This window comes from Falsarthrobacter nasiphocae (assembly GCF_031456275.1).
GTDB classification, from domain to species: Bacteria; Actinomycetota; Actinomycetes; order Actinomycetales; family Micrococcaceae; genus Falsarthrobacter; species Falsarthrobacter nasiphocae.
The window spans coordinates 187,916-203,285 of the sequence record NZ_JAVDUI010000001.1 but is presented as its reverse complement, the minus strand read 5'-3'; the positions used below and the strand labels follow the sequence as shown (position 1 = coordinate 203,285).

The 15,370-nt window shown below is 71.7% G+C and carries 15 protein-coding genes and 4 tRNA genes; 10 read left to right on the top strand and 9 right to left on the bottom strand.

The features are described from left to right. Positions 1-19: 19 nt before the first annotated feature. Together J2S35_RS00985 and msrB are read right to left on the bottom strand one after the other, a co-directional pair. On the bottom strand, positions 20-1,081 hold the full coding sequence (locus J2S35_RS00985; protein WP_309848820.1) for a threonine aldolase family protein: 1,062 nt from the start codon (positions 1,079-1,081) through the stop codon (positions 20-22). Further along, the gene (gene msrB, locus J2S35_RS00980; protein ID WP_309848818.1) at positions 1,078-1,533 is read right to left on the bottom strand and encodes a peptide-methionine (R)-S-oxide reductase MsrB; all 456 of its coding nucleotides are present in this window, start codon (positions 1,531-1,533) and stop codon (positions 1,078-1,080) included. The genes J2S35_RS00985 and msrB overlap by 4 nt, the downstream gene beginning before the upstream one ends. Before the next feature lie 87 nt (positions 1,534-1,620). Between msrB and J2S35_RS00975 the strand changes: the two genes are divergently transcribed. Beyond that, a complete protein-coding gene (locus J2S35_RS00975; protein WP_309848816.1) occupies positions 1,621-2,922 on the top strand; it encodes an alpha/beta hydrolase in 1,302 nt (433 codons plus the stop codon). Between the two features lie 85 nt (positions 2,923-3,007). On the opposite strand, the gene J2S35_RS00970 is transcribed toward J2S35_RS00975, so the two are convergent. Together J2S35_RS00970 and J2S35_RS00965 are read right to left on the bottom strand one after the other, a co-directional pair. Further along, a complete protein-coding gene (locus tag J2S35_RS00970; RefSeq protein WP_380083610.1) occupies positions 3,008-3,448 on the bottom strand; it encodes a SufE family protein in 441 nt (146 codons plus the stop codon). 1 nt (position 3,449) lies between these two features. Beyond that, positions 3,450-4,346, bottom strand: a complete 897-nt coding sequence (locus J2S35_RS00965) for a sulfurtransferase (protein WP_309848814.1) — start codon at positions 4,344-4,346, stop codon at positions 3,450-3,452. A gap of 326 nt (positions 4,347-4,672) precedes the next feature. Between J2S35_RS00965 and zapE the strand changes: the two genes are divergently transcribed. Together zapE and J2S35_RS00955 are read left to right on the top strand one after the other, a co-directional pair. Further along, positions 4,673-5,722, top strand: coding sequence for a cell division protein ZapE (gene zapE / locus J2S35_RS00960; protein ID WP_309848811.1), 1,050 nt, complete (start codon positions 4,673-4,675; stop codon positions 5,720-5,722). A gap of 315 nt (positions 5,723-6,037) precedes the next feature. Continuing rightward, entirely contained in the window at positions 6,038-6,403 is a 366-nt protein-coding gene (locus tag J2S35_RS00955) for a VOC family protein (protein WP_309848809.1), read from the top strand. A gap of 237 nt (positions 6,404-6,640) precedes the next feature. Here J2S35_RS00955 and J2S35_RS00950 read toward each other — a convergent pair whose 3' ends face one another. From J2S35_RS00950 to J2S35_RS00930, 5 genes are all read right to left on the bottom strand, one after another. Next, a complete protein-coding gene (locus J2S35_RS00950; protein ID WP_309848806.1) occupies positions 6,641-7,930 on the bottom strand; it encodes a benzoate/H(+) symporter BenE family transporter in 1,290 nt (429 codons plus the stop codon). 139 nt (positions 7,931-8,069) lie between these two features. Next, positions 8,070-8,146, bottom strand: a tRNA-Gly gene (locus tag J2S35_RS00945). Between the two features lie 31 nt (positions 8,147-8,177). Then, positions 8,178-8,249: transfer RNA gene (locus J2S35_RS00940), tRNA-Val, on the bottom strand. A gap of 98 nt (positions 8,250-8,347) precedes the next feature. Then, a tRNA-Cys gene (locus tag J2S35_RS00935) sits at positions 8,348-8,421 on the bottom strand. 43 nt (positions 8,422-8,464) lie between these two features. Next, positions 8,465-8,538, bottom strand: a tRNA-Gly gene (locus J2S35_RS00930). 225 nt (positions 8,539-8,763) lie between these two features. Here J2S35_RS00930 and J2S35_RS00925 point away from each other — a divergent pair. The 7 genes from J2S35_RS00925 (at position 8,764) to J2S35_RS00895 (ending at position 15,369) form a co-directional block, all read left to right on the top strand. Continuing rightward, complete coding sequence (locus tag J2S35_RS00925; protein ID WP_309848804.1) at positions 8,764-9,606, top strand: PD-(D/E)XK nuclease family protein; 843 nt, start codon at positions 8,764-8,766, stop codon at positions 9,604-9,606. Between the two features lie 64 nt (positions 9,607-9,670). Then, complete coding sequence (gene def / locus J2S35_RS00920; protein WP_309848802.1) at positions 9,671-10,315, top strand: peptide deformylase; 645 nt, start codon at positions 9,671-9,673, stop codon at positions 10,313-10,315. Beyond that, the gene (locus tag J2S35_RS00915) at positions 10,312-11,337 is read left to right on the top strand and encodes a methionyl-tRNA formyltransferase (protein ID WP_309848800.1); all 1,026 of its coding nucleotides are present in this window, start codon (positions 10,312-10,314) and stop codon (positions 11,335-11,337) included. Before def ends, J2S35_RS00915 begins: the two co-directional genes overlap by 4 nt. After that, the gene (locus J2S35_RS00910; RefSeq protein ID WP_309848799.1) at positions 11,334-12,845 is read left to right on the top strand and encodes an RsmB/NOP family class I SAM-dependent RNA methyltransferase; all 1,512 of its coding nucleotides are present in this window, start codon (positions 11,334-11,336) and stop codon (positions 12,843-12,845) included. Before J2S35_RS00915 ends, J2S35_RS00910 begins: the two co-directional genes overlap by 4 nt. Continuing rightward, a complete protein-coding gene (gene rpe / locus J2S35_RS00905) occupies positions 12,842-13,516 on the top strand; it encodes a ribulose-phosphate 3-epimerase (protein ID WP_309848796.1) in 675 nt (224 codons plus the stop codon). Before J2S35_RS00910 ends, rpe begins: the two co-directional genes overlap by 4 nt. Further along, complete coding sequence (gene ribD, locus J2S35_RS00900) at positions 13,513-14,676, top strand: bifunctional diaminohydroxyphosphoribosylaminopyrimidine deaminase/5-amino-6-(5-phosphoribosylamino)uracil reductase RibD (RefSeq protein WP_309848794.1); 1,164 nt, start codon at positions 13,513-13,515, stop codon at positions 14,674-14,676. Before rpe ends, ribD begins: the two co-directional genes overlap by 4 nt. 12 nt (positions 14,677-14,688) lie before the next feature. Next, positions 14,689-15,369, top strand: coding sequence for a riboflavin synthase (locus J2S35_RS00895; protein ID WP_309848792.1), 681 nt, complete (start codon positions 14,689-14,691; stop codon positions 15,367-15,369). Position 15,370: the final 1 nt, after the last annotated feature.

The following is a 15,370-nucleotide window of genomic DNA, read 5'->3' as shown; positions in this document are numbered from 1 at the left end:
TGCGGGGCGTCCGGGGTGACTAGGCGCGCCGAGGCCCGGCGGTTTCCGCGCGGACGAGGGCCGCGAACGCGTCCACGTCTGCCTCCCGCGTGTCGAAGGCCGTCATCCAGCGCACCTGTCCGCGCGCCTCGTCCCAGTCGTAGAAGGGGAAGCGCTCCCGCACGCGCTCGGCGGCCGCGCGGTCGAGCGTCGCGAAGAGGGCGTTGGCCTCAGGCGGGCCCGCGAGCTCGACGCCCTCGGCCCCCGCGAGGGCCTGGCCGAGACGCTCCGCCATCGCGTTGGCGTGTCGCGCGTTCTCCAGCCACAGGTCCGTCCCGAAGAGCGCCACGAGCTGAGCGGCCGCAAAGCGGGCCTTGGAGGCCAGCTGCATCTGGGATTTGCGGATGCGCTCGACGCCGGGGGCCGCCTCGGGGTTGAGCACGACCACGGCGTCGCCGAAGAGCGCCCCGTTCTTGGTGGCGCCGAGGGAGAGCACGTCGACGCCTGCGTCGGAGGTCATCTCCTTGAGGCTGGCCCCGAGGGCAGCGGCCGCGTTGGCGATCCGCGCCCCGTCCATGTGCAGCGTCATCCCGCCCGCGTGCGCGGCCTCGGCGATCCCGGCGATCTCCTCGGGCGTGTACAGCGTCCCGAGCTCCGTGGACTGGCTGATCGACACGACGCTCGGCGCCGCGCGGTGGACGAAGTCCTGACCCCATGCCTCGCTCTCGACAGCTTCGGGGGTGAGCTTGCCGCGCCGGGCCGGCAGCGGCATGAGCTTGACCCCGCCCACCGACTCCGGCGCGCCAGCCTCGTCCGTGTTGATGTGCGCCGTGTCCGCGCAGAGGACCGCGCCCCAGCGCGGAGTCATCGCGGTGAGGGCGACGACGTTGGCCCCCGTGCCGTTGAACACCGCGTACGCGCGGGCCTCGGCCCCGAAGTGCCCCCGCACGACCTCGTCCAGTCGGCGGGTGTACGGGTCATCGCCGTACGCTGTCACGTGTCCCTCGTTCGCCGCGGCGATCGCCGAGAGGACGTCGGGGTGGACCCCCGCGTAGTTGTCCGAGGCGAAGGCGACGAGACGAGAGTCGTGCAGCCGGGTCACGCGGAGTCCCCGCCCGTCGTCGTCCCCGCCCCGGGCTCAAGGCGGAGGCTCACCGAGTTGATGCAGTACCGCAGGTCCGTGGGGGTGCCGTAGCCCTCCCCGGCGAAGACGTGGCCGAGGTGGGACTGGCACGCGGCGCACCGCACCTCGATGCGCTCCATGCCGAGGGAGGTGTCCCGGATGTGCTCGACCCGGTCCTCGGCGAGAGGGGAGAAGAAGCTCGGCCAGCCGCAGTGGGAGTCGAACTTCGTCTCGGAGCGGAAGAGCTCCTGCCCGCAGGCCCGGCACGAGTACACCCCGACCTCGCGGGTGTCCCAGTACTCGCCAGTGAAGGGCGCCTCGGTGCCTGCCTCGCGGAGAACGCGGTACTCCTCGGGGGTGAGGCGGCGGCGGAAGTCGTCGTCGGTGAGGCCGGACGCGGGAACGGGGGAGGTGGGCTCGGTGCTCGTCATGCCGTTTACTCTGCCCCTGCGGCGAGGTGCGCGCAAGGCCACAGGCCCCCTGTGCGCTGAGAGGGGACGTGGGGGACAATAGGAGGCATGAAGCGTGTCGCTGAAACCTCCCGTCTGAACTCGTCCGCTCGCCTGGGCCGCCGGCCCGCCGCCCCGGCCGCGGCCGCCGGGGAGAGCCTCCAGTACCTGGCGCTCGGCCTCGCCGCCGGCGTGGGCGTCTCCTCCCTCGTCGCTGGGTCCGCCGCGAGCCTCGGGGCGTACTTCGCCCGGCAGGTCGTCACACCGGCCCGCCAGCGCGTCCCCGACACCGAGATCCTCGCCGTCATCGAGTCGGCCGGCGGCGGCCGCCAGATCGTCCTCGGAGCCACGCCGGAGACCGTCGTCCCCGGGCGGTACGGGCTCTGGTTCGCGGAGGGCAAGGCGTTCGCGGAGATCGGCGAGATCGTCGAGCACGAGCCCGGTCAGAGCCACGTGACACGCCAGCTCGGCGCCGTGCACGGCGGCGACATCGCCGCCGCCGTCAACGGGACGTGGACGGGCACGCAGTACCCGGGTCCCGAGTCGCTGCGCCTGCCCTACGAGGAGATCGACGTTCCCGTGGAAGGCGGTGCGGCCCCCGCGTGGCTCATTCCCGCGGAGCCTGGAGAGGACACGGAGGGCGAGCGGATCACGGCCATCCTCGTTCACGGCCGCGGCGCGACTCGCGCCGAATGCCTCCGCGCCGTGCCGGTCCTGCACTCGATGGGCATCACGTGCCTCGTCATCTCCTATCGGAACGACGGCGACGCCCCCGCGGCCCTCGACGGCCGGTACGGCCTCGGCGGGACGGAGTGGCACGACGTCGACGCCGCGATCCTCCAGGCGAAGGCGCTGGGGGCGGAGGGGATCGTCCTCGTCGGGTTCTCGATGGGCGGGGCCATCGCACTCCAGACCAATGACCGCTCGGTCAACGCCAAGGACATCCGCGCCCTCGTGCTGGACGGCCCCGTCGTGGACTGGGTCGACGTCCTGGCGCACCAGGCGCGCGTGCACCGCCTGCCCTCACACGTGAGCCGCTTCGGCCTGTGGCTTCTGACCAACAAGGCGGGCCGGCGCATGACCGGCCTCGCTGCGCCCCTGGATCTGAAGGGCATGGACTGGGTGTCACGCGCGGATCAGCTCCGCACGCCCACGCTCGTCATCCACTCGGCCGACGACGACTTCGTGCCGTACGGGCCGTCCGCCGCCCTCGCGGAGAAGAATCCCGAGATCGTCACCCTCGAGCGGTTCACGACGGCCCGCCACACGAAGGAGTACAACGTCGACCCCGAGCGGTGGGAAAAGGCGGTCTCGACCTGGCTGACCCGCACGCTTCAGGCGCGGCGCCCGCCGGCCTTCTACCGGCGGTAGCGGGGCACGCAGGTAAGACAAGAAAGAGCGCCGGGGCGGGATACGCCCCGGCGCTCGCCGGTTGACTCATGAGCCCCCTGCCGGTCTAGCCCAATTCGGACACGCCGCGCTTGATGCGGCCCAGCATGGCCGTCATGCCGCGCAGTCGCAACGGCGTGATGGCCCGGTCCAGGCCGAGCAGGTGCGGCATATCGTCCGGGACGCCCGCGATCTCCGCGCGCGTCAGGCCGTCGAGGCCCTGGGCGAGGATGGAGGCGAACCCGCGCGTCGTGGGCGCCTCCGGGGGTGCGGAGAAGAACAGGCGGACGGCCTGGCCCTCCCCGGCCTCCACCGTGAGGAACACGGGGGACTGACACTCGACGACCTGCTCAAGCAGCTCGGGGTGGTCGGCGAGGCGCTCGGGCAGCTCCGGGAGCTCCTCGGAGAACTCGAGGAGCAGCTCGAGACGCTCGGACTCGGCGACGCCCTGAAAGTCGTCGACGATGGACTGGAGCGAGGCGGGGATCGAGGGGTTCTGCTCGCTCACGTCAGGCAGCCGCGCCCGGCTCGGCGCCGAGGGCGATGGGAACGCGGATCGCGTTGCCCCACTCCGTCCACGAGCCGTCGTAGTTCTTCACGTCGGAGAAGCCGAGAAGGTGCTTGAGGACGAAGTACGTGTGGCTCGAGCGCTCGCCGATGCGGCAGTACGCCGTCACGGGGCCCTGGGGGTCAAGGCCTGCGTCCTCGAGGTAGATCTTCTCGAGCTCGGCGCGGGACTTGAACGTGCCGTCCTCGCGGGCGGCGCTGGCCCACGGCACGGACGCGGCCGTCGGGATGTGGCCTCCGCGCAGTGCGCCCTCCTCCGGGTAGTTCGGCATGTGGGTGCGCTCGCCCGTGTACTCCTGCGGGGAGCGGACGTCGATGAGGGGGCGCTGGCCGATGGCGTCGCGCACCTCGGGGAGGAACGCGCGGATGGTCGAGTCGTCGCGCTCGACGACGGGGTAGTCCGACGGCGTCACGGACGGCTTCTCGCGGGTCATCTCGCGGCCCTCGGCCACCCAGAGGTCCCGCCCGCCGTTGAGGAGACGGACGTCCTTGTGGCCGAAGAGCTCGAAGACCCAGAGGGCGTACGCGGCCCACCAGTTGGACTTGTCGCCATAGATGACGACGGTGGACTCGGGGGTGATGCCCTTGGCGCTCATGACGCGGGCGAAGGCCTCGCCGTCGACGATGTCGCGGGTCACGGAGTCGGTGAGCTCCGTGTGCCAGTCGATCTTGATGGCACCGGGGATGTGGCCCGTCTCGTAGAGGAGGATGTCCTCGTCTGATTCGAGGAGGACGAGGCTGGGGTCCTCGCGGTGCTCAAGGAGCCACTCCGCGGAGACAAGCCGCTCAGGGTGCGCGTACTCGGCGAAGGCCGGCGTGGTGTCAGGCGAAAGTGCCACTGTTCTCGATCCTTGTCTTGGCTGGGCCAATAGGTGACGGAGGTCTTTCTTTATTTTACGGCGCGGCACGGCGGCCCGCCTAGTAAGGCAAGGCTCCGTCGGGCCGCGCGGCCCGGCACGCGGCGGAGGGGAGAGGGCGGCCCGACGAGCGCCGCGGCCCCGTCGTCGTCCTCTCACACCGGCGCGAGGACGGAACCCAGCCAGCGACCTGCGCCGCCCGGCATCCCGTACCCTAGTACGGGCGCCTGCTCCCGCACAGGGGGCGCCGCCTGCGGCTCGCGGCCACTGCCGTGCCGCGTCCCCACACGCGAAGGTCCAGCATCCACATGAGCGATCACGAGTTCGTCCATCTCACGCAGCGGACGCCGAGCGTCTCCGTCGAGGAGCTGCTGGCTGGGTTCGCGCCCTCGCCCCGCTTCGCCGACGTCTCGTTCGACTCTTATGTCCCGGACCCCTCCCAGCCCAGCCAGGCCGAGGCCGTGAGCCGCCTGCGGGCCTTCGCGGCGGACGTCAATGCCGGCGGCGCGTCGGGCGGGTTCCTCGGGAAGCTCTTCGGCCGCAAGCGGGACTCCGCTCCGGCGGGCATCTACCTCGACGGCGGCTTCGGCGTCGGCAAGACCCACTTGCTCGCCTCCCTCTTCCACGCAGCGGAAGGGCCCAAGGCGTTCGGCACGTTCGTTGAGTACACGAACCTCGTCGGCGCCCTGACGTTCCGCAAGACCGTCGAGGCGCTCAGCCAGTACCGCCTCGTGTGCATCGACGAGTTCGAGCTCGACGACCCGGGCGACACCGTCCTCATGTCCCGCCTCATGCGAGAGCTCGCGGACGCGGGCGTCCGGCTGGCCGCGACGAGCAACACCCTCCCCGGCTCTCTCGGCGAGGGGCGCTTCGCGGCGCAGGACTTCAAGCGGGAGATCCAGACCCTCTCGAGCCAATTCTCGGTTCAGCGGATCGACGGTGAGGACTACCGCCACCGCGGCCTGCCGACGCCTCCCACCCCCATCGACGACACCCTCCTCGAGCACCCCGAGCAGCACCTCGGCCCGGAGTTCGGCCGCGTCGTGGCCCTCGACGACTTCGAGGACCTCCTCACACACCTCAACGCCGTCCACCCCAGCCGGTACCGCCAGCTCGTTGAGGGGATCGGCGGCGTCGTGTGGCGCGGCGTCCGGACGATTGACAACGACGCGACGGCCCTGCGGTTCGTGGTTCTCGCCGACCGCCTCTACGACCTCGACGTCCCCGTCCTCGCCTCGGGTGTCCCGTTCGACCAGCTCTTCACCGAGCGCATGCTCGAGGGGGGCTACCTCAAGAAGTACTTCCGCGCCATCTCGCGCCTGACGTCGATGGCTCGCGAGGGCGGCAAGGGCGTCTAGGCGCGCGCTGCCCGCCGTTTCGCCCCCTCGTTTGGCAGGCGAGCCCGTTTCGCCCCTGTGATTGGCGTTTGCCACTGACATTGCAGGTGGCAAACGCCAATTCAGGGGGCGGGGCCAATTCTGACGGGCCTCGGCGAGTCTTTCGAGCCTGCGCGACGTCAGCGGGACAGGGCACGGCTGGGGCAGCCGGAGGACGGCGCGACTCATGGATAGGGGGATACGCCGGCACGGCCGCGTAGAGTCGTGCGCAAGATCGACGCTCCCCAGCCACACGTACGCCGACCCGCCCTGGGCCTGGCAGAAGAGAGGTCTCCGATGTCGCTGCGTTTGTCCCACACCACCTGGGACGCATTGGACCCGCATACGATTGCCGAATTCTGGCGTGAGCTCCTCGCCTGGGATGTTGCGGAATCCGAGTGCTACCACCCGGGCTCGGACGAGTGCTATCTTGTCAGCCCCGATGGCCACCTGATCCTTTTCTACAAGGTCCCCGATGCCAAGAAGCTCAAGAACCGCGCGCACATGGACTTCGTGCCGGAGGGCGCAAGCCGGGATGAGGAAGTGGACCGGGCCGTGACCCTCGGCGCAACCATGGTCGACGACCGGCGGGGAGACCTCGGCTGGGCCGTGATGGCCGATCCCGAGGGCAACGAGTTCTGCATCCTCAACGGCGGTTCGTAGCCCCGCTCGCCCGTGCGGCGCGTGGCACGCTGTCCCTCTTCGCCCGCTCGGGCTCCTGTTCGCCCCCTCGTTTGGCAGGCGAGCCCGTTTCGCCCCCGTGATCGGCGTTTGCCACTGACATTGCAGGTGGCAAACGCCAATTCAGGGGGCGGGGCCAATTCTGGGGGCAAGCCGGCGCGGGGCCGCGGGAGTGATGGCTGGGCGCGGGGCCCCGGGAGTGTCGGCTGGCCGCGCGTCTTATTCCGTGACGGCCACGGGGGTCTTCGGCTCGGCTGCCAGGAGGCGACGACGGACGACGCCGTGGAGCACGAGCCCCGCGAGGAACGCGAAGACTGCGCCCGAGAAGCCGGCCACCGTCAGCCCCGACGCCCCGATGAGGATCACGACGGCGTTCGGGCCCGCGTACGCGGGGTCAGTGAGGGCGGCCCGCGCCGTCGTCGTGAAAGTGGGCAGCAGCGCCAGGCCCGCGAGGGACGCGACGACTCCGGCAGGGGAGCGCGACATGAGCGCGACCAGCGAGCCAGCCGCCAGCGCGAGGATCACATAGACCACCGCGGCGGCCGGCGTGGCCCACCAGCGCGTGCGCGGATCCTTGCCGCTCATCTCCCCGACGGCGATCGCCGCGCTGAGCGACGACAGGTTCGTGGCGTGGCCGCCGAAGAGGGCGGAGGCGGCAGACGTCGCGCCGCAGACGACCATCGACGCCTTCCACGGCGGATTCTCGCCGAAGCTCCGCAGCACCCCGATGCCCGGGAGGTTCTGGGCCGCCATCGTCACAATGAAGAGGCTGACGCCGATGGACAGGGCGCTCTGAAGATCGAAGGTCGGGGCGGTGAACTCGAGGACGGGCGGGCGCCACGCCCACGCCTCGCCTGAGGCCGCAAAGGCGCGCACCGAGAGTCCCAGGGCGACGACGAGGACCGCCGGGACTGACCACCGCGGGGCCACGAGGAGCATTATCCCGTAGACGGCCAGCATGGCGCCGGCCTCGACGGGGGAGGTGGCGAGTGCCGCGAAGGGCGCCACGCAGATGGGGATGAGGATGCCGGCGAGCAGACCCTGCGTCAGGGAGGTTGGGAGGCCGAGGACGAACCGCTCGAGCGGCTTGACCACAGAGGTCAGCGCCACGAGGGCGGCGCAGAGGATGAAGGCGCCGACGGCGGCCGGGAACCCGCCCTCCGGGGCCGCCGTGGTCATGAGCAGCGCGGAGCCGGGCGTGGACCAGGCCATGGTCATGGGCACGCGCGTGCGGGCGGCGAGCCACACCATGCCGACGGAGAACGCGAGCGTCACCGCGATGAGCCCCGACAGCGCCTGGGTCGGGGAGGCCCCCACGTGCTCGAGCCCCTGGAGGACCAGGATGAACGAGGACGAGAAGCCCACGACGGCCGTGACGAAGCCCGCGCTGAGCGGTGAGGCGATGTCTCGAGGCACCGCCACGTGGTGGTCGACGGGCGTGCGGGGCTCGCCCGCGGTGCCCGGGAGAGCGCCAGCGGCAGAGTGAGGCCTGTCAGTGTGATCCGTCACCCCGCGCGTCCTTCCGTCAGCTGGGCGGCCGGCGTGCAGCCCATCAGAGCAGTCTAGGAGACCCCGAGCGGTGAGAGGGTCCAGGATGCAGAAAATCCCGGCCGCCGAAACGACCGGGATTCCCGTACTTCTTCACTGCTGGAGCGGATGACGGGATTCGAACCCGCGACATCCACCTTGGCAAGGTGGTGCTCTAGCCAGCTGAGCTACATCCGCATGAAAAAAGTGCCGAAGCACTTGTTTTCAGTGCGCGATACTGGGATCGAACCAGTGACCTCTTCCGTGTCAGGGAAGCGCGCTACCGCTGCGCCAATCGCGCTGATTTGGTTTTTTACAACCCGATCAGTCTAACATGATCTTTCTTGCTTGTCCAATCCGTTCCCTCCGTGAGGAAGAATCCGAACTGGCTGCCAGACCTGGAGGTGGGGACGGGATTCGAACCCGCGTATACGGCTTTGCAGGCCGCTGCCTCGCCTCTCGGCCACCCCACCCTGGTAAGGCCCGTGAAGGCGCCCCACAGAAAGAGGTCCAGCGAGCGGATGACGGGATTCGAACCCGCGACATCCACCTTGGCAAGGTGGTGCTCTAGCCAGCTGAGCTACATCCGCGTGTCTTCCGGCGATCGGCCCGTGGGCCGAAGTGCGCCGTGCAACGAGAAAGAACTCTATACGCTGCCGGGCCTCATCGCCAAATCCGGCGTGTCCGGGCGCCGGGGGTCTGGGTTCTCTCCCTCGCCGCCTGTCAGAGCGGTGCGGGGGCGGCTCGGCCGCCTTGATGCACGTCACGGCGCGTGCTGCCTCGGGCTGGAACGGCCGTGTGTCAAGGTGGAACCTATGACCTCCCCTCGCCTCGCCACGGCCACACCCTATGGCCGGATGTATGCCCGCTCGGTAGGCACGGAGCCCACGGTTCCGTCCATCACGACGGTGATTGCCCAGCAGCCGATGGACCTGGGCGGGTGGCACGGCCACATGGCGGCCACGGAGATCGCCAACCACCCGGACCTCGACAAGGCCCTGGCCCGCCCTGCCGCACTTCGCGCCCTCATCAAGGAGGCGGCCTCGGCTGCCGAGCGGTACCGTGACGCGGCCGCCGAGCGCGGGGACAGGGTCCACGACTACTGCGAGCAGGTCGCCCTCCACGCCCTCGGCCGGGATCATACGAGGGACGAGGCCCGCGACCGCCTGGCCCAGCATGGCGAGACCGGTTACGCGGACCGCTTCGACGAGTGGTGGGACCGTTTCCGCCCCGTTCCTCTCGCGGCCGAGGTCACGGTGTGGAACGAGACGGTCGGCTATGCGGGGACCCTCGACCTCGTCGCGGAGATCTCCGGCCGCGTCTGCCTCATTGACTACAAGACGAAGGGCACGGACCGGCGCGGCCGGGTCAAGGACCTCGACCCGAAGGTCGTCCTCCAGCTCGTCGCGGGGCTGAAGGCCGAGGAGAGCATCGTCGACCCCGATGCAGGCGAGTGGGAGCCGTGGAGGCACGGGGCCGCGGAGATCCTCATGGGCGTCGCTGTGGGGGAGACCGAGGTCCGGGCTCACCGGGCTAACCCGGCGCACCTCCCCGCCCACTGGCACCAGTTCTGCGCGCTGCGGCGCGCGTGGGAGACCTCGCGTCTGGTGGCTGAACTCGGGGCCCCGCTCACCGAGCTCCCGCCTCCGGCCCCGTAGACTGGAGGTTCCCTCATAGCGGCCGCCGCGGGCCGCAGACCCCTGCCACGGAAAGGCCGCCATCGTGTCAATTCTGCCGGTCCGCCTCATCGGGGACCCGGTCCTGCGTGAGACCGCCGCGTCCGTGTCGGGTGATCCGGCGCGCTACGCGGGCCTCGTCGCCGACATGTTCGAGACGATGGACGCCGTCAGCGGCGTCGGCCTCGCTGCGCCCCAGATCGGGGCGAGCGTGAGAATCTTCACCTTCGATGACCGCCGCGGCTCGCGGGGCGTGTGCGTCAATCCGGTCATCGTGGAGCGCGTCCCGGCGGAGTCCGACGACGCAGGCGCGCCCGAATCAGTCACCGAGGGATGCCTGTCCGTGCCTGAGATCGCGGGCGTGGTGGGGCGCAGCGGCCGCGTCGTCGTCTCCTACACGGCCATGGACGGGACCGAGGCGACACTCGAGGCCGAGGGGCTGCTCGCGGCCATCATGGAGCACGAGACGGACCACCTGGACGGCCGCCTGTTCATCGACCGCCTGACCGGCGACGCGCGCCGCGAGGCGATGCGGCGCGTGCGGGCGGCGGACTACGGCGTCTCTGGCGCGCGAGTGGCGCAGTCGCGGGCCTCGTCCGTCTCGAGCGCGTTCGGCGCGACGGCCACGAGCTTCGGCGCACCGGCGCGCAGCGCGGTCGGCGGCGGGGCACCGCGAGGGGGACGCCCATGACGCCCCGACCTCCACTCAAGGTTCTCTTCGCCGGGACGCCCGCCAATGCGGCGGCGGCCCTGCGTCTCGTCGCGGAGCGCGTCGCGGAGGGGGAGGTCGAGATCGTCGGCGTCCTGACCCGCGAGGACGCGCCGGTGGGCCGCAAGCGCGTCCTCACCCCCTCGCCCGTGGCGCAGGCCGCAGAGGACCTGGGGCTGCCCGTCATCAAGGCCGGCCGCGTGAGCGCGGAGACGCTGGCCGACATCGCCGGCCTGGGGGCGGATGCTGCGCTCGTCGTCGCCTACGGGGCGCTTCTGCGGGCCGAGGCCCTCGAGGCCTTGCCGCTCGGCTGGTACAACCTCCACTATTCGATCCTGCCGGACCTGCGCGGAGCCGCGCCGGTCCAGCGCGCCATCATGGGCGGCCGCCAGGAGGCGGGGGCCACGATCTTCAGGATCGACGAGGGCCTTGACACGGGCCCCGTCCACGCTGTCATCCGCCGCCCGCTCGACGGCACGGAGACGGCGGGCAGCCTCCTGGAGGACCTCACCTGCGACGGTGCGGCCGAGGCCGCCGCGTTCCTGGGCCGGCTCGCGCGTGACCCCCAGCTCGCTCGCCGCGGGGAGCCGCAACCGCCGGGCGTGTTCGAGTACGCCTCCAAGCTCGAGCCCGCTCATGCCCGCCTCGACGTGGCCGGCGCGGCGGCCGTCGCGGACCGCACCGCTCGAGGAACCATGCCGGCCCCCGGCCCGTGGCTCACGTTCAAGGGGGAGCGATTCAAGGTCCACGGCGTCGGCGGCCTCGTCCCGAACGCGGAGGCCGAGCCCCTTGCGGAGCCAGGTTCCATCCGCCCGCACCCTGACGGCATCGCCGTGGCGTTCTCCGACGGCTGGCTCGTGCTCACCGAGGTGCAGCCGTTCGGCAAGAAGCGCATGCGCGCTGCCGACTGGCTCCGCGGCCTCGGCTCTCAGAAGAGCTCAGGACGCGCCGAAGCCGCCCCCGAGACGCCCACCGACCACTCCGAACCGAGGTTTGACGCGTGAACGAGAACACCCCGCGGCGCAACGACAAGGGCCGCACGCGCAACCGCGGCGGCGAGCGCCACTATTCGACGAGCGCTCCCTCCGCGCGACGCCGCACGGCCGATCCCGCCCGCCTTGTCGCCTTCGAAGTCCTCGAGGCTGTCTCGAACGACGACGCGTACGCGAACCTCGTCCTGCCCTCCCGAATCCGGGCCCACCGCCTGGACAAGCGCTCCGCGGGCCTCGCCACGGAGCTCGCCTACGGCTCGCTGCGCTGGGCCGGGACCTACGACCTCGTCCTCGCCGAGTGCATCGACCGCCCGCTCGCCGAGGTGGACTCGGCCATCGTCAATGCGCTCCGCCTGGGCACGCACCAGCTGCTCAACATGCGGGTGCCGCACCACGCCGCGCTTTCCGAGACTGTGGCCCTCGTCCGCGAGCGGATCGGGGCGGGCCCGTCCGGGTTCGTCAACGCCGTCCTGCGCCGGGTCAGCGAGACCGAGGCCGAGGGCTGGACGACCCTCCTCCTCGCCAAGGCCCGTTCGGAGGCCCAGGCGCTCGGCATCGAGTTCGCGCACCCCGAGTGGATCGTCCGCGCGCTGCGGCAGTCTCTCGTCATCCACGGCTCGGACGAGGCGCAGCTGCCGGAGCTCCTCGCTGCGGACAACGCGGCGCCAGCCGTCAACCTCGTGGCACTGCCCGGCCTGGGCTCCCTGGATGAGGCCCTCGCGGAGGGAGCCGCGCCGGGCGAGCTCGTGGCGGACAGCGCGACGACCAACCACGGCGACCTCGGCCGCCTCGCCTCTGTTCGGGAGGGGACCGTCCGCGTCCAGGACGTGGGCTCGCAGCTCGTCGCCCGCGCGTTCGCGCAGGTTCCCGTGGAGACGGGCGCCGAGCGGGACGGCCGGCCCGAGGCGTGGCTCGACGCGTGCGCGGGCCCCGGCGGCAAGGCCGCGCTCCTCGGCGCCCTGGCACAGGAGCGCGGGTTCGCTCTCGACGCGAACGAGCCTCAGGAGCACCGTGCCGACCTCGTCGAGCGGGCCTTCGCCCCGCTGGATGCGGGCGTGTGGCGCATCCGCGTCGGCGACGCCCGCGAGATCGGCGAGATTCTGCCGAATGAGTATGACCGCGTCCTCGTCGACGTGCCCTGCTCGGGCCTCGGTGCGCTGCGCCGCCGCCCGGAGTCCCGCTGGCGCCGCAGCCCGGAGGACATCGCGGGCCTCGGCCCCCTCCAGCGGGAGATCCTCGAGTCGGCGCTCAAGGCGGTCCGCCCTGGCGGCGTCGTCGGCTACGTGACCTGCTCGCCGCACCCGGCGGAGACGGTCGCGGTGGTCGACGACGTGCTGGCGCGCTGGTCCGAGCCCGGCACCCGGTTGACCCGCCTCTCGGCCCGCGGCGCCCTGGACGCTGTCGCGCTCACCCCGCTCTTCGAGGGGACAGCGGACCGGCAGGACGCGCAGCTGTGGCCGCACGTCCACGGCACGGACGCCATGTTCTTGTCTCTCATCAGGAAGGATCCGGCCTCATGAGCCACGTGACCATTCACCCGAGCATCCTCTCCGCGGACTTTGCGGCTCTGGGCCAGGCCCTCGAGTCCATCGGCACCGCCGACGCGGTGCACGTCGACGTCATGGACCAGCACTTCGTGCCCAACCTCACCCTGGGCCTGCCCGTGGTCTCGCGCCTTGCCGAGGTCAGTTCCCTCCCGCTGGACGTCCACCTCATGATCGAGGACCCGGACCGCTGGGCCCCGCAGTACGCGGAGGCCGGCGCCGCGTCGGTGACGTTCCACGCCGAGGCGGCCGGCGCCCCGATTCGTCTTGCTCGCGAGATCCGCGCGGCCGGGGCCAAGGCGGCCATGGCCCTCAAGCCGACGACGCCCCTCGACGTCGCCCTGCCGGTCCTCGACGAGCTCGACATGCTCCTCATCATGAGCGTGGAGCCGGGGTTCGGCGGCCAGCCGTTCCTCGAGTCCTCCCTGCCCAAGATCCGCGCGGCGGTCGAGGCCATCGGCTCCCGGGGGATCGTTGTGCAGGTGGACGGCGGGGTCTCTCCCGAGACGGTCGAGCGGATCGCGGAGGCCGGCGCCTCGTGCTTCGTGGCCGGGAGCGCCGTGTTCGGCGCCAAGGATCCGTCCGCGGCGGTTGAGAAGATCCGTGGCCTCGCCGCTCGCGCTGCGGGCTGCGCGGACCGCGCGTGACTCCGACGACGACGGCTGCGCGCGGCGAGCACGGCTCGTCCGGCCCCGCCCAGAACGGGGCCTCTCCCGACGCCGCCGCGCTGGAGCCCGTCATGCGCCGCGCCCTGGAGCTGGCGCAGCGGACGCCGGCGGGGGCCAACCCCCGGGTGGGCGCCGTCGTGCTCTCAGACGACGGTGCCGTCCTGGGGGAGGGTTGGCACCGGGGCGCGGGAACGCCGCACGCGGAGCCGGCCGCTCTGGAGGACGCGCGGAGCCGGGGGCACGACGTCCGCGGCGGGACGATCGTCATCACGCTTGAGCCCTGCTCGCACACTGGCCGCACCCCTCCGTGCACGGAGGCCATTCTCGAGGCCGGCCTGCGGCGCGTCGTCTTCGCCGCGCCCGACGCCACGGCTGAGGCGCGAGGGGGAGCGGACCGCCTCGCTGAGGCGGGCCTCACGGTCCAGGCGGGGCTCCTGCGCGAGGACTCCGAGGCCCTCAACGAGCGCTGGGCGCAGCGCATGGCGGAGGGGCGCCCCTTCGTCACGGCGAAGGTGGCCACGAGCCTTGACTTCTGCGTGGCCGACGCCGAGGGCCGCAGCCAGTGGATCACCTCGGAGCAGGCGCGGGCCCACGCCCAGGGGCTGCGCCGCCGGGTGGACGCGATCCTGGTCGGGACGGGCACTCTCGCCGCTGACAACCCCCGGCTCACCGCCCGCACGCCGAGGGGGGAGGACGCGGAGAGGCAGCCGCTGCGCGTCGTCGTCGGCCTGGGCGAGGTCCCTGCGGACGCGGCGGTGCGGGGGACCGACGGCCGCTTCGTCCATGTCCGCTCGCGTGAGCCCGAGGCCGTCCTGAGGGAGCTCGCCCGGCTCGGGGCGGGCCACGTCATGATCGAGGGCGGGCCACGGCTTGTGGGGGCGTTCCTCGAGGCGGGGCTCGTCGACGAGCTCTGGCACTACCAGGCACCCCTGCTGCTGCCCGGCGGACTGCCAGCCGCATCGGGCCTCGCGCCGCGGGCGCTCGGGGATGCGGCGCGCTTCCGGGTCGAGGGAACGGAGCTGCTGGGACCCGACCTCTTGATCCGGCGCATGGCCGTGTCAGGCGAGGCGGTCACCACAGGCGCAGCCGGGAATGAATTGGGCCGGGCCGCGTTGTACGGCGCGGAGAAGAACCACTAGAAGGAGCCAAGGATGTTCACAGGGATCGTCACCGAGCGGGGGCGCGTCGTCGAGATCGTGCCCAACGAGGCCGAGGACACGGCCACCCTTGTCGTCGAGGCGCCCCGGAGCGTGGAAGGGCTGCCGCTCGGCGGCTCGATCGCCGTCAACGGCGTCTGCCTCACCGCGACGAGCGTCGAGGACGGGCGCTTCTCCGCCGTCGCCATCGGCGAGACCCTCCGCCTGACGACGACGGGCGCGTTGACGCCCGGCAGCCTCGTCAACCTTGAGCGCTGCGTCCGGCCAGACGGGCACCTCGACGGGCACATCGTCCAGGGGCACGTGGACGGCGTGGGGACGCTCATCTCCCGCTCGCCGCAGGGCCGCTGGGACCTCCTGCGGGTGGGGATGCCGAACCGGCTCGCGCGGTTCGTGGCGCTCAAGGGGTCCATCGCCATCGACGGTGTGTCCCTGACCGTGACGGGGGTCTCCGAGCCCTCGGCTGAGGCGGCCTGGCTCGAGGTCGGGCTCATCCCCGCGACCCTCGAGGAGACCGGTCTCGGATCGCTCAAGCCCGGCGATGGCGTTAACCTGGAAGTGGACGTTTTCGCGAAGCACGCCGAGCGTCTGCTGGCCTTCGTGGCCCCGGAGGCTGCCTCGCCGCGCCCCACGGGCGAGGAGTCCCCGGCGCAGACTTCGAAGGAACAGGACTGAA

Coding starts and splice junctions, on each gene's coding strand:
- J2S35_RS00925 (WP_309848804.1), top strand. CDS start 8,764: ATGACCTCCCCTCGCCTCGCCACGGCCACACCCTATGGCCGGATGTAT.
- msrB (WP_309848818.1), bottom strand. CDS start 1,533: ATGACGAGCACCGAGCCCACCTCCCCCGTTCCCGCGTCCGGCCTCACC.
- J2S35_RS00955 (WP_309848809.1), top strand. CDS start 6,038: ATGTCGCTGCGTTTGTCCCACACCACCTGGGACGCATTGGACCCGCAT.
- zapE (WP_309848811.1), top strand. CDS start 4,673: ATGAGCGATCACGAGTTCGTCCATCTCACGCAGCGGACGCCGAGCGTC.
- rpe (WP_309848796.1), top strand. CDS start 12,842: ATGAGCCACGTGACCATTCACCCGAGCATCCTCTCCGCGGACTTTGCG.
- J2S35_RS00975 (WP_309848816.1), top strand. CDS start 1,621: ATGAAGCGTGTCGCTGAAACCTCCCGTCTGAACTCGTCCGCTCGCCTG.
- J2S35_RS00895 (WP_309848792.1), top strand. CDS start 14,689: ATGTTCACAGGGATCGTCACCGAGCGGGGGCGCGTCGTCGAGATCGTG.
- J2S35_RS00915 (WP_309848800.1), top strand. CDS start 10,312: ATGACGCCCCGACCTCCACTCAAGGTTCTCTTCGCCGGGACGCCCGCC.